The organism is Glutamicibacter sp. HZAU (assembly GCF_004100365.1).
Lineage (GTDB): Bacteria > Actinomycetota > Actinomycetes > Actinomycetales > Micrococcaceae > Glutamicibacter > Glutamicibacter nicotianae.
The window spans coordinates 191280-204168 of record NZ_SCKZ01000002.1; the positions used below are offsets into that span (position 1 = coordinate 191280).

10 protein-coding genes are annotated in these 12889 nt (G+C 63.9%); 8 read left to right on the forward strand and 2 right to left on the reverse strand.

Translation table 11 applies throughout. The annotated features are described in order from the left end of the window. The first annotated feature begins 48 nt into the window (after positions 1 to 48). From EKH49_RS03445 to EKH49_RS03480, 8 genes are read left to right on the forward strand one after another with little or no spacing between them, the layout of a single operon-like run. Positions 49 to 1059: an AAA family ATPase gene (locus tag EKH49_RS03445; protein WP_128469712.1), complete on the forward strand. Its 1011-nt coding sequence runs from the start codon at positions 49 to 51 to the stop codon at positions 1057 to 1059. Continuing rightward, positions 1059 to 2378 (forward strand): DUF58 domain-containing protein, encoded by a 1320-nt coding sequence (locus tag EKH49_RS03450; RefSeq protein ID WP_128469713.1) that lies wholly within the window; start codon positions 1059 to 1061, stop codon positions 2376 to 2378. The genes EKH49_RS03445 and EKH49_RS03450 overlap by 1 nt, the downstream gene beginning before the upstream one ends. After that, the gene (locus EKH49_RS03455; RefSeq protein ID WP_128469714.1) at positions 2375 to 4729 is read left to right on the forward strand and encodes a DUF4129 domain-containing transglutaminase family protein; all 2355 of its coding nucleotides are present in this window, start codon (positions 2375 to 2377) and stop codon (positions 4727 to 4729) included. The genes EKH49_RS03450 and EKH49_RS03455 overlap by 4 nt, the downstream gene beginning before the upstream one ends. Beyond that, the gene (locus tag EKH49_RS03460) at positions 4720 to 5817 is read left to right on the forward strand and encodes an RDD family protein (RefSeq protein ID WP_128469715.1); all 1098 of its coding nucleotides are present in this window, start codon (positions 4720 to 4722) and stop codon (positions 5815 to 5817) included. Before EKH49_RS03455 ends, EKH49_RS03460 begins: the two co-directional genes overlap by 10 nt. Further along, positions 5814 to 6638: a PP2C family protein-serine/threonine phosphatase gene (locus EKH49_RS03465; RefSeq protein ID WP_128469716.1), complete on the forward strand. Its 825-nt coding sequence runs from the start codon at positions 5814 to 5816 to the stop codon at positions 6636 to 6638. The genes EKH49_RS03460 and EKH49_RS03465 overlap by 4 nt, the downstream gene beginning before the upstream one ends. Further along, entirely contained in the window at positions 6635 to 8629 is a 1995-nt protein-coding gene (locus tag EKH49_RS03470) for an FHA domain-containing protein (protein ID WP_128469717.1), read from the forward strand. Before EKH49_RS03465 ends, EKH49_RS03470 begins: the two co-directional genes overlap by 4 nt. After that, the gene (locus EKH49_RS03475) at positions 8626 to 10176 is read left to right on the forward strand and encodes a serine/threonine-protein kinase (protein WP_128469718.1); all 1551 of its coding nucleotides are present in this window, start codon (positions 8626 to 8628) and stop codon (positions 10174 to 10176) included. The genes EKH49_RS03470 and EKH49_RS03475 overlap by 4 nt, the downstream gene beginning before the upstream one ends. An 18-nt stretch (positions 10177 to 10194) precedes the next feature. Continuing rightward, positions 10195 to 10896: a hypothetical protein gene (locus tag EKH49_RS03480; RefSeq protein WP_038989819.1), complete on the forward strand. Its 702-nt coding sequence runs from the start codon at positions 10195 to 10197 to the stop codon at positions 10894 to 10896. A 79-nt stretch (positions 10897 to 10975) separates the two neighbouring features. On the opposite strand, the gene EKH49_RS16505 is transcribed toward EKH49_RS03480, so the two are convergent. Together EKH49_RS16505 and EKH49_RS03490 are read right to left on the reverse strand one after the other, a co-directional pair. Beyond that, entirely contained in the window at positions 10976 to 11194 is a 219-nt protein-coding gene (locus EKH49_RS16505) for an acyl-CoA carboxylase subunit epsilon (RefSeq protein WP_161567439.1), read from the reverse strand. Between the two features lie 52 nt (positions 11195 to 11246). Then, entirely contained in the window at positions 11247 to 12857 is a 1611-nt protein-coding gene (locus tag EKH49_RS03490) for an acyl-CoA carboxylase subunit beta (protein ID WP_128469720.1), read from the reverse strand. Positions 12858 to 12889: the final 32 nt, after the last annotated feature.

The window sequence follows — 12889 nt, forward strand, 5'->3', positions numbered from 1 at the left end:
CGCGGCATCGACCGGGCATCAAGACGTACAGAAAGAACAAACACTGCCATGACCATGAGCACCGAGCAGGCCAACTGGTTCTGCGATACCTTCGCCAAATTGGTGTCCAACGTCGGCCAGTCCGTCCTGGGCAAGGAGCAGGCCATCAAGCTGGTGCTCACCGCCATGCTCAGCGAAGGGCACGTGCTGCTGGAGGACGCACCGGGCACCGGCAAGACCATGCTGGCCCGTTCGCTGGCCGCCACCGTGCGCGGCAGCAACTCGCGCATCCAGTTCACCCCGGACCTGCTGCCCTCGGATGTCACCGGCATCACCATCTACGACCAGCGCAGCGGCCAATTCGACTTCCACCATGGGCCGATCTTCGCCAACCTCGTGCTGGCCGACGAGATCAACCGCGCGTCGCCCAAGACCCAGTCGGCGCTGCTGGAAGTCATGGAAGAAGGCCGGGTGACCGTCGATGGCACCACCTACCCGCAGGCCCGCCCGTTCATGGTGATCGCCACCCAGAACCCGATCGAGCAGGCAGGCACCTACCGGCTGCCCGAAGCGCAGCTGGACCGCTTCCTGATCAAGACCTCCATCGGCTACCCCGACCGCGAGGCCACCGTGGCGCTGCTCTCGGGCAGCACCCAGCGCGACCGCTCGGCCGCGTTGAACGCCATCATCACCACCGAAGCAGTGGTGGAAATGGCCGAGCTGGCCACCACCGTGCACGTGGACACCGCCGTGCTGGAATACGTTGCAGCCCTGTGCGAAGCGACCCGCGACTCCGCCGATACCCGGCTGGGCGTCTCGGTGCGCGGCGCCCTGGCGATGGTGCGCGCGGCCAAGGTCTGGGCCGCCAGCCAGGGCCGCAACTACGTGCTGCCCGATGACATCAAGGAATTGGCGCCGCATGTCTTCACCCACCGCCTGGTGCTGGACCCGGAAGCCGAGTTCACCGGCACCACCGCCGAGCAGGTCATCGCCTCGGTGCTGCGCAAGGTCCCGGCCCCGACCCGCCGTGGCGACGAGGACTCCGCCGAAGCCGAGAGCAAGGACCAGGACGAGCATTAATGAGCCGACGAGCTAAGCGTCCTGCACGGAACAGCAAGCTGAATCGCGGGGCCGAGACGTCGCTGGCCATGGCCAGCGAGGCCATGGCGGTGCTGCGCGACTACCTGGGCCCTGCCATCGCGCGAGCCAGGGAACTGTCCACCCGGTACCTCGCGCCGATCGCCACGGTCATCTCCCCGCTGGGCTTCGTGCTGCTGGGCACCGCGGTGCTGCTGTGGATCCTCGGCGCCAGCTTCGGCTGGCAGGAAGCCCTGCTGGGCGCCTTCATGGCCACCGTGCTGCTGCTCGCCTCGGTGGGTTTCGTCCTGGGCCGCAACGACTTCAGCGTCGACCTGGATCTGCACCGCACCCGCGTGGCAGTGGGGGACCGTGCCGTGGGAGCCATGCAGGTAGCCAACAAGGCTTCGCGCAGCTCGGCACCGGTGATGATGGAACTTCCGGTGGGCCACGGCGCCGCCCAGTTCCGGATCCCGCGCCTGGAACCGCAGCAAACTCATGAGGACCTGTTCACCATCCCCACCCAGCGCCGCCAGGTACTGGACGTGGGCCCGGTCCGCTCGGTCCGCCAGGACCCCTTTGCGATCCTGCGCCGGCAGGTGAAATGGACCGAGAGCTACGAGCTGTTCATCCATCCGCGCACCACCGCATTGGATGGTTCCTCGGCCGGGTTCATCCGCGACCTGGAAGGCATGCCCACCGCCGACCTCTCGAATTCCGACGTGTCCTTCCACGCACTGCGCGAATACCAGTCGGGGGATGACCGCCGGCACATCCACTGGAAATCCACGGCCCGCACAGGCGAGCTGATGGTCCGCCAGTTCGAAGAGACCCGGCGCTCGCACCTGGCCCTGTCGCTGAGCACCAACCTGGACGAGTATGCCGAGGCGCACGCCGAGGAGGATTTCGAATTGGCCATCTCGGTGGCGGCCTCCATCGGCCAGCAGGCCGTGGCCGAACAGCGCAAGCTGGCCATCCTGACCCAGCAGGGCCCGGTGCGCACCGGCAGCGGCCGGCAGATGATGGACGGGCTGACCCGCATCGAGGCGGCCACCGGCCAGCGCGAGAACCTGGTGGACGTGGTGCGCCACACCGCTGACACGGTGCCCGGCGCCTCGGTGATTTTCTTCCTCACCGGCACCAGAACCAGCGCCAAATCGCTGCGCGAGGCATGGATGCACGTGCCGGCCGGCGTGCGCGCCATCGCCATCCGCTGCGAAACCGGGATTGAACCTTCGCGCTCGAATATTGGCGAGCTGACCGTATTGAGCCTCGGCAAGCTGGAAGAACTCGGCGTGATGCTGCGAAAGGCCGTGGCATGAAACAGACGATTCCCCTCTGGCGCTATGGCGTCGACGCGGCCTGCCTCGCCCTGGCGCTGGTGCTTGGCGCGCTGGGTCTGCTGGAAGCCTACGGCGCGAGCCTGAACTTCATCCTCGCTGCCGTTGGCGGACTGGTTGCCGGCCTGGCCTTGGCCTGGGCCAATGTGCATTTCAAGCTGGGCACCTGGCGGACCCTGGGCCTGTTCGCGCTGCTGTACCTCGTGCTTGGCACGCCGTTGGCGACCCCGCGCGAGGCAGCCTTTGGCCTCCTGCCCACCGGCCAATCCCTGCGCACCTTGTTGACCGGCCTGGTTTTTAGCTGGAAAGACATGCTCACCGTGGCGCCACCGGTAGGTTCCTACGGCGGAGTGCTGATTGTGGCCTTCCTGTCCGCGCTGCTCACCGCGCTGCTGGCCGGCTTGGCCGCCTGGCATTTGCGCTCGCCGTATTGGACGCTGCTGCCGCTATTGGCGATGTTCGTGCTGGGCATTGTCTTCGGCACCCGCGATGTGCCGATGCCCGTCGTCCGCGGCGTCTCCTTCATCGCGGTGCTGGTCGGCTGGCTTGCCTGGCGGCGCTTCATCGACACGCGCGTTTCCGCCGGATTCAGTTCGCTGAACCACGAACAGCTTGACTCCCAGGGTTCCAAGCAGCTGCTGCTGCGCCGCGTGATTGCCGGAACCCTGGTGCTGGCCGGTGCCGGCGTCGCGACCGCGGCGGCCACGCCGCTGCTGGCCCCGGAAACCCCGCGCCAGGTGCTGCGCGATGCACTGGAACCGCCGGTGGACCTCTATGACTACCCGAGCCCCCTGACGCGTTTCCGTAAATATGTGAAAACGATGGCTGACGACACCCTGATGACCGTCAAGGGCCTGCCCAAGGACGAGCGCATCCGCCTGGCCGCTCTGGATTCCTACAACGGCATGGTCATCAACGTGGATCCGTCCGCGGGTGGCAGTTTCGCCCCGGTGGGCGATGCCAGCGATATCCGTTCGGCCGACACGGTGGAAGGCCGCGAAGCCGCCGAGCTTGAATTCTCGATCAAGGACTATCAAGGCGTGTGGGTTCCGTCCGGTGGCAAGCTGCTGGGCATGGAACTGACCGGCGGGCGTGAAGATGAACTGGCCCGTTCGCTGTTCTACAGCGATTCCTCCGAGAGCGCGCTGAGCTCCATCGGGCTGGCGGAGGGCGATGCCTACACGGCTAAGGTGCTGTTCCCGGCCAAGCCCAGCGATGAGCAGCTCAACGAACTGGACTTGGCGCAGTTCCGCATGCCTGAGCTGGCCAATGTGCCAGCCATAGCGGGAGCGAAAGCCGCTGAATTCACCGGATCGGGCCGCGGGGACCTGGAGCGTGTGCGGAGCATCGAAGCGATGCTCTCCGGAACCGGGTTCTTCTCCAACGGCACCGAGGGACAGGTGCCCTCGCTGTCCGGGCACGGCGCGGGACGCATCACCAGCCTGCTCGATGCCGAGCAGATGATTGGCGATGACGAGCAGTATGCTGTTGCGATGGCGCTGATGGCCCGCGAGCAGGGGATTCCTGCGCGCGTGGTCATGGGCTTCTATCCCGAGGAATACGCGCCTGAAAAGGCAATCGAAATCAAGGGCTCCGATGTCCACGCATGGGTGGAGATCGCCTTTGAAGATGTAGGCTGGGTTGCTTTCAACCCGACGCCCAACGAGGATGAGCAGCCGACCCCTCCGGAACAGGAACCCAAGGCCGTGCCGCAGCCGCAGGTGCTGCAGCCTCCGCCACCGGCGCAGGAAGAAGCCGACTTGCCGCCGCAAACTGCACCGGAGCCGCAGGAAGTGGAAGAGGAACCAGAAACTTTCTGGGAGCGCTGGGGACAGGTCATCATCGTCGTCGGCATTTCGCTGGGGTCGCTGCTGCTCCTGCTTTCGCCGCTGCTGCTGATTGCCCTGCTGAAGCTGCGCCGCCGCGAGAAGCGGGCGAAGTCCGGCAGCACAGGGGACCGCATGAGCGGCGGCTGGCAGGAACTGCTCAGCCATGCCACGGATCACCGTATCGCTACGGCCAACGGCGCGACCCGGCGGGAAAGCGCCAGCGTGCTGGCTGCCGGCTTCCCGGCTCTGTCCGATCCGGTGCGCTCCCTGGCGCAGCGTGCGGACGCGGCGAACTTCTCCCATGAGCAGCCGACCGAGGAACAGGTGCGGAAGTATTGGGAAGATGTCATTGCGCATACCCGGAAGATGCAGGAACCGCTGGGATTCTTCGGCAAGATGCGCGTGAAGTACTCCCCACGATCCCTGATACATGAGCTGGCTGCGAAGACAGCCAAGACGGCACGAATACTGCAACAGAAAAACCGGAGGAAGCCATGGCGGTAAAGATGGATCTGGTCGATGCCCGAACTACCCAGCGGCTGCTCGCATGGCTGATCGACTTCCTGCCGGTGCTGGTCCTGTCGGTGATTTTCCTGCCGATGATCGCCTCCAAGATGGTGGCCTCGCTGAGCGCTCCGCAGCTTGCGGGCGAAATCGCCGGAACATATATCCTGTACAGCGTCCTCGCACTGGCCTACACGGTGTTCTTGTGGTGGTGGGAAGCTACCTCGGGCAAGACCCTGGGCAATGTGCTCCTCGGGCTGCGCACCACCACCCTCAAGGGCGAGCGCCCGGGCTGGGGCAAAACCATCATCCGCCGCTTGCTGATCGCTGTGGCAGGCATCGTCCCGATTCTTGGATCGGTGCTGATGGTCATCTCCAATCACTTCGATGCGAACGGCAAGAAGCAGGGCTGGCATGACAAGGTGGCCGGGACGCTGGTGCTGGATATCAAGGCTGGACGTGACCCGCTGACCACCGGGGGCGCCGCAGGGCCGCAGTCCTTCGCGCCTCCGCAGCAGTATGCTCCGGGCCGCCGCTTTGTGGGGGAGCCGGACGATGCGCAGGGCACTTCTGGTGGAGTCATCGATTCGGTGCCAGGTGCTGTGCGCGCCGCTGCCCCCGAAGCGCAGGAATCGGTTCGTCCCCGTCCCTCCGCACGGCCCAAGCCGGAAGCGAAGATCGTTGAGGTTCCCTCCACCGAGGCCGCAGCTGATCCGGATGAAGACCTCGGTCATACGCAAATTCGTCCCCAATCCCCGGATGCCGTGCATCTGCTCTTCGACGATAGCCAGTGCCTCGACCTGGCCGGCAGCATCCTGATCGGGCGCAACCCCACGTACTCGGATGGCGATGTGGGTGTCCACCTGGTTGCACTGGATGATCCGGACCGCACGGTCTCCAAAACGCATCTGCTGATCCAGCCAGGCGTTGGCAGCGTCTGGGTGACCGACCGGGATTCGGGCAACGGCTCGTGCATTGTCGACGAGGACGGGAACGTGCGCGAACTTGTCCCGGGCAAGCCGGAACAGGCAATGATAGGCCATACGGTGTACTTTGGCGACCGCTATTTCCAGGTGGAACGTCCGTGACAGATCTCAACCCTGGGGCAAGCCTCAGATTCAGCCATGGCCAGGCGACTGACCGTGGACTGCGCCGCGCCCTGAACGAGGACAGCTTGCTGGCCTCTGAACGGCTGCTGGCCATTGCCGATGGCATGGGCGGGCATGAAGCAGGCGAAATAGCCAGCGCCCTGTGCCTCAAGATCCTTGGCGATGGATTCATGGATGCCGGCGCGCAGCTGGATCCGGAGACCTTGGATACTTTGCTGGTCGAAGCTGATCGCAGCATCGTGGAGGCGGGCTCGGGTCGAGCCGGCACCACCCTGGCCGGGGCCGTGCTGATTGATGCAGTCGCCGCCAGCGGGCGGGCGGAAGAACCCCAGCTGCTGGTGTTCAATGTCGGCGATTCGCGCACCTACTTGTGGACCCAGGGAGTGCTGCAACAGGTCAGCGTAGATCACTCCGAAGTGCAGGAATTGATGGATATCGGAGAGCTGGACGCCGAGCAGGCAGCCACCTATCCACGCCGGCATGTGATCACCCGCGCCTTGGGGATCAACGCCAACAGCCAACCGGACTACTGGCTGGTGCCGCTGGCAGGGCAGGAGCGCATCCTGGTCTGCTCAGACGGTCTGAGCAGCGAAGTCGGCGATGCCGCAATCCAGGAAATCCTTGCGCGATTCCCAGATCCGCAGCAAGCTTCCGAAGAATTGGTCCAAGCGGCCCTGGATGCCGGGGGACGCGATAATATCAGCGTGATCGTTGCCGATGTGGAGCATGGGCACCCCGACGATGTTGGCATTACTATTCCGCGCATATCGACTACGAGCCACCAAGAGGAGAAATCATGAACAGCCTGCGTTACCTTCCCGGAGACTGGTACGCCCTGGTCAATGGCCAGCACATTGTCCTCCTTCCTTCCAGCGCAAGCGCAGAACAGGTCAATGGCTTGTGGGCCAAGCTCGCTGGGAAGACCACGGTGGAAGCACTGCTCTCGGAGCTGTTGCCGATGTACCAGATGAACATTGCCGAACTGCCGAACTTCGCTTTGATCTCCCGTGACAGCGCACCGCATCTGATCCTGCGCGGTGCCCCGGAATTCATCGCCCGGACTGCCTCCGGCGAGGAGAAAGTGAGCGGCGCAGGCATCGCCACCTGGGCCGAACGCAAGCTGAGGGAGTCGAAGTCGTGGACGCTGAGCACCGGTTCGGCGAAAGCCGAAGCCACATTCGCGCTGCCAATTGGCGAAGGCATCGTACGCGTATCGCAGCTGGAATGGGCCGCAGGAGAGGACCCCACCGCTGCGGAAAAGACCCCAGCCGCGGCTAAAGCCCCGGCACCGGCTAAAGCCCCGGCACCGGCTGATGCCAAGCCTGCCGCTGATCCGGCGAAGGCTCCGGCTCCTGCTGCGGCTAAGCCCGCTGCAGCATCCGATGCTGCAAAACCTGCGGTAGCTCAGGCAAAAACTCCTGCGCCTTCCGAAGCTAAGTCTGCCCCTGCGACAGATGCTGCCAAGCCGGCTGTTGCCTCGTCAAAGACCCCTGCGCCTGCCGCAGCCAAGCCTGCTGCGGTCAAGACCCCTGCGCCTGCCGCAGCCAAGCCTGCTGCGGTCAAGACCCCTGCGCCTGCCACGGCTAAGCCGGCAGCGGAGCCGGCAAAGGATCCGGCACCGGCTGCGGCCAAGCCAGCTTCTGCTCCGGCTCAGGCTGCTTCTGCGTCTGATGCGGCCAAACCAGCTGAGGCGCCAGCAAAGGACCCGGGACCGGCTGCGGCCAAGCCAGCTTCTGCTCCGGCTAAGGCTGCTTCCGCACCTGATGCGGCCAAACCAACTGATGCGCCAGCAAAGAATCCGGCACCAGCGGCTGCCAAGTCAGCTGCACCGCCAGCAAAGGACACGGCACCGGCGGCGGCCAAGCCTGCTGCTGCACCGAACGCTGCACCAGCCAAGGAAGCTGCAGATCCCAAGGGCCCAGCTGATGTGCTGGCACGGGCAGCCGACGCTGCCAAGGCGGCCGATGAAGCCAAGTCCGCGAAGGCATCGGCAGAGGACGCCGAGCACGACAGGACCTTTGACTCAGAAGCAACCCAGGATCCAGCACAGTACGAGCAGGAAGTTTTCTCGGAGGAACTATCGCTTGCCGGGCAGCTGCTCGGAGCCAGAGGTGCGGCAGAGACCGTTTACGATACCGGCCAGGGCGATGACCAGGACACGATTATCAAGCCCCGCCCGGCAGGTCTTGCCATCGCTGCGCCTCCCGCCGAACCAGCTGACGACGAGCACACGATCATCCGCGGCTCCAGTGTTCCGAAATCCAGGCCTTCATCAGGGTTGGATGCCAAGGACGGTACAGAAAGTTCGGTGTCCCTGAATGAATTCATCCTGGCGCGCTCTTGCTCCAAGCGGCACCCCAATCCACCCACCGCGTCGACGTGCAGGCAATGCGGCGAGCGATTGACCGCCCAGGCGCAGCAGGTTCGCAAGCCTGCCATGGGCCGCATGATTGTCAGCGACCACGGCGGTACCCGCGAATACGCCCACGAGCTGAACCGCTCGGTGGTTCTCGGACGCCAGCCAAGCGCAGGAGCCGTCAAATCCGACAGCGAACCCCGCCTGCTGAAGGTTGAAAGCCCCAGCGGCGACATCTCCCGTTCGCACCTGCACGTGCGTGTGGAGGGATGGCATGTGCAACTGGTGGACCTTGGTGCGACCAATGGCACCGTGCTGCTGCGCGAAGGGCACCGGCCACGGCGCCTGTCCCGCCACCAGGAGATCATGCTGATCAACGGCGACGTCGCTGACTTGGGTGATGGCGTCAGCATCCGCTTCGAGGATCTGCCGTGAGCCCAAAGCGCGCGCCAGCTCCGGCACCGCAAATACCGGGATTCGCGTACGTCAAGCCACTGGGAACCGGCGGATTCTCCGATGTCTATCTTTACGAGCAGCACCGGCCCAACCGCAAGGTGGCGGTCAAGGTGCTGCTGGCTGATGTCAGTGATGAGGAAGCCCGCCAACGTTTCGAGGCCGAGGCCAATTTGATGGCCCAGCTGTCCACCCATCCTTATATCGTCACGATCTACCAAGCGGAGATCACCGATGACGGACGTTCCTATCTGGCCATGGAGTATTGCTCCCGGCCTTCCTTGGAAGCCCGTTACCGCCGCGGTGTCTTGAGCATCGATGAAACGCTGACCTTGGCCATCCAATTGTGCTCAGCGGTCCATACCGCGCATCTAGCGGGCATCGTGCATCGAGACATCAAGCCGGGAAACGTGCTGACTACTGACTACAACCGGCCGGCCCTGACCGACTTCGGCATCTCGGGAACCATCGGATCGCACACCGCAGGGCTGTCGGTGCCATGGTCCGCCCCGGAAGCGTTCAGCGGCGACACGCCTCCGGGCGTGCGCATGGACGTATACTCGCTCGGTGCCACGATCTATACGGTTTTGGCAGGGCATTCGCCGTTCGTCCGGCCGGGACAGGATAATGCGCAGCCAGTGCTCATTGAGCGGATCTGCAATTCTCCATTGAAGCCGTTGGAGCGGCTTGACGTTCCCGAGTCGCTGAACCAGGCGTTGTCGGTAGCCATGGCGAAGAACCCGGCTTCGCGATTCGGCTCGGCCGCCGAATTTGCCCGCTCCCTGCAGCGAATCCAGATCGAGTTGGGCTTCTCGGTCACTCCTTTTGAGGTTATCGAAGAACCTGCCGAAGCGGCTGAGGAGGAGGACGGTGAAAGCACGCGCGTCCGCAATGTCATTTCGATCAGCGACGTGCAGCGTCCGCTGCCTTCTGCACCGATGATTTCCTCCGTTCCCGGGCAACAGGCACGGCGGGTACGACCGTCAGCGCCGATACCGCGGCTGCACATGCCGAAGGAACCTGCGCCGGCTCCGAACCCAGAAGACAAAGCGCAAGACGAATCCGGAACGCCATCGGCCAAGCCGGCAGAGCCGAAGCAACGCCAGAGCCTGTCGAAGGTATTCATCGCGGTGGGCATAGTGCTGTTCATCTTGGTTGGCGGCGCCTTCATTGCAAACATTTTCTTGCCGGAGCAGGAAGCCGCGCAGCGTACCGGCCCGCCCATTACCGCCACGGACGGTCCCAAGGACGCATTAGTTGGCGGCACCGTCCCCAAGGTGGATAATTTCGAGTACTCTACGGTGGGAGAAACGGTAACCTTCCGCTGGTCCAACCCGGAACCGAATAAGGATGACCATTACCGTTGGGCTCCCATTACCGCAACGGAAACGGGAGAGTTCAAGCAGACGAAGTCTCCTAGCGCGACTACCGACATCGGCGAAGGCGGGCAAACTTGTATCGAGGTCAAGCTCGTGCGCGATGATGGACGTATCTCGGATGGAGCACGGTTCTGCACCGGCGCAGGTTAAGCAAGGTAGGCATAAGCGATGAGTGAAGTAACTATCGAGTACTGCGGGCAGTACTATCCTGTCCAGGATGGCAAACCCTTCACCATCGGACGTGAAGGCGATCTCGCAATCGACGACAATCCGTACTTGCACCGGCACTTCCTGACAATTAGCAAGCACAGCGGACTGTGGTGGCTCAACAACGTGGGCAGCCGGCTGACCGCGACCATTGCGGATCGAACCGGCGGCCTGCAAGCCTGGCTGTCGCCGGAGTCGAGCCTGCCGCTGGTGCTCAATCGGGTGGGCGTGGTGTTCACTGCCGGTCCCACCACCTATGAGCTGTCGATTCATGTCGCGCAGCCGGCATTCCGGCAAGACTACCTGGAATACGATGCGTGCGGCGAAACCACCATTGGGCCGGTGCTGCTGACCAGCGCCCAGCGGGCGCTGGTCGTGGTCTTGGCTGAGCCGATGCTGCGCCGCGAAGGCACCGGGCTGAGCTCGATTCCCACCAGCGCGGCGGCTGCCGCACGGCTGGGGTGGGGAATTACGAAGTTCAATCGCAAACTCGATAACGTGTGCGACAAATTGGACAAGGCTGGCGTTGCCGGACTGCGCGGGGGGCCCGGAAAACTGGCCACCAACCGTCGCGCCCGGCTGGTGGAGCACGCGGTGAGTTCGCATCTGGTCACCCGTGCCGATTTGGCCATCTTGGATTCCGAAGTACCCGACGAAGACTAGGTTCCCGGCTGATACGCCAATGGCCAATGGGCTGGACGATTCCTTGCGGAATTGTCCAGCCCATTGGCCATTGGAATGCTCAGCGCCGTCCGATAGTCCAGCCCAAACGCGGGACGAGTGCGCGGCGCCGGCGAATCCGATCCACGCGCTTCTTGGCCTCTGCGGCCTCAGGTGCAGGCGCTGGAGCGTTGCCCATGGCAGCGATCAATGCAGTGACCACCGCCAATTCCTCGTCACTCGGGTTTCCCTTGGTGACACGGATCTGCGGGGCAGCAGGCAAGGCGCTGTTCTGTTCCATCGGCGTGCTCCTTTGTGGTTCTGGTGGGTACTGGTCGGGCAGAATCTGCCGCTTACAGCGGGATGTTGCCGTGCTTCTTCGGAGGCAGGGTGGCGTGCTTCTCGCGCAGCGCACGCAGGCCGCGAACCAGCTGGAAGCGGGTCTCGCTCGGGGCGATGACCGCATCCACGTAGCCCAGCTCAGCCGCCTGGTACGGGTTGAGCAGTTCGGCCTCGTAGTTGTCGATAATCTGCTTGCGGCGAGCCTCGACATCTCCGCCTTCGGCTTCCACAGCGGCCAGATCGCGGCGGTAGAGGATGTTGACCGCGCCCTGGGCGCCCATCACGCCGATCTGCGCGGTCGGCCAAGCCAGGTTCAGGTCTGCGCCCAGCTTCTTCGAGCCCATCACGATGTACGCTCCGCCGTAGGCCTTGCGGGTGATCACGGTCAGCTTCGGCACGGTGGCCTCGGCGTAGGCGTAGAGCAGCTTCGCGCCGCGGCGGATGATGCCCTGGAACTCCTGGTCCTTGCCCGGCAGGAAGCCCGGCACGTCCACGAAGGTGAGGATCGGGATATTGAAGGCGTCGCAGTTGCGCACGAAGCGGGCGGCCTTTTCCGAGGCGGCAATGTCCAAGGTGCCGGCGAACTGCATTGGCTGGTTGGCGACAATGCCCACGGTGCGGCCTTCGATGCGGGCATAGCCAATCATCACATTCGGTGCGTAGAGCGACTGCATCTCGAAGAAGTGCTCATCATCGACAACCGACTCGATCACGGTGCGCATGTCATAAGGCTGGTTTGCCGAATTCGGGATGAGCGTATCGAGCTCCAGGTCCTCGGCGGTGATATCCGGTTCTTCATCGAATTCGGCAATCAGCGGATCCGAGAGGTTGGAGGACGGGAGGAAGTCCAGCAGTTCCTTGCAGAACTCCACAGCGTCTTCCTCGTCGGAGGCGAGATAGGTGGCGGTGCCGGTATTGGCGTTGTGCTGGCGGGCGCCGCCCAGGGTTTCCATGTCGATTTCCTCGCCGGTGACCGTCTTGATGACGTCCGGGCCGGTGATGAACATGTGGCTGGTCTTGTCGACCATGATCACGTAATCGGTCAGTGCGGGGGAGTAGGCCGCGCCGCCGGCCGATGGTCCCATGATCAGCGAGATCTGCGGGACAACGCCCGAAGCGTGGACATTGTTGCGGAAGATGTCAGCAAACATGGCCAGGGACGCGACGCCCTCCTGGATGCGGGCACCGCCGCCATCGAGGATGCCGACAACCGGGCAGCCGTTGCGCAGCGCGAATTCCTGGACCTTGACTATTTTCTCGCCGTTGACCTGGGAAAGCGAGCCGCCGTAGACGGTGAAGTCCTGCGAGTAGACGGCCACCAAGCGGCCATCCACGGTGCCGTAGCCGGAGACCAGGCCATCGCCCAATGGCTTCTTTTTCTCCATGCCGAAGGCGGTGGAGCGGTGGACTGCAAGTGCGTCGAACTCGACGAAGGAGTCTTCGTCCATGAGCATTTCGATGCGTTCGCGGGCAGTGTGCTTGCCGCGGGAGTGCTGCTTTTCGATCGCCGCTTCGCCGCTTGGCGCTTCAGCGAGCTTCTGGCGGCGGCGGAACTCAGCAAGCTTTCCGGCGGTGGTGGACAGGTCGATTGACTCGGCTGCCTCAGTTCTGCCCTGCGTCATGCCTTCGACTCCCTTGAGTTGTCATCAATGTG

What these genes read in the sequence shown, in the direction of transcription:
- EKH49_RS03445 (WP_128469712.1), top strand. Translation starts at nt 49, where the DNA reads ATGACCATGAGCACCGAGCAGGCCAACTGGTTCTGCGATACCTTCGCC.
- EKH49_RS03455 (WP_128469714.1), top strand. Translation starts at nt 2,375, where the DNA reads ATGAAACAGACGATTCCCCTCTGGCGCTATGGCGTCGACGCGGCCTGC.
- EKH49_RS16505 (WP_161567439.1), bottom strand. Translation starts at nt 11,194, where the DNA reads ATGGAACAGAACAGCGCCTTGCCTGCTGCCCCGCAGATCCGTGTCACC.
- EKH49_RS03470 (WP_128469717.1), top strand. Translation starts at nt 6,635, where the DNA reads ATGAACAGCCTGCGTTACCTTCCCGGAGACTGGTACGCCCTGGTCAAT.
- EKH49_RS03490 (WP_128469720.1), bottom strand. Translation starts at nt 12,857, where the DNA reads ATGACGCAGGGCAGAACTGAGGCAGCCGAGTCAATCGACCTGTCCACC.
- EKH49_RS03460 (WP_128469715.1), top strand. Translation starts at nt 4,720, where the DNA reads ATGGCGGTAAAGATGGATCTGGTCGATGCCCGAACTACCCAGCGGCTG.
- EKH49_RS03450 (WP_128469713.1), top strand. Translation starts at nt 1,059, where the DNA reads ATGAGCCGACGAGCTAAGCGTCCTGCACGGAACAGCAAGCTGAATCGC.
- EKH49_RS03480 (WP_038989819.1), top strand. Translation starts at nt 10,195, where the DNA reads ATGAGTGAAGTAACTATCGAGTACTGCGGGCAGTACTATCCTGTCCAG.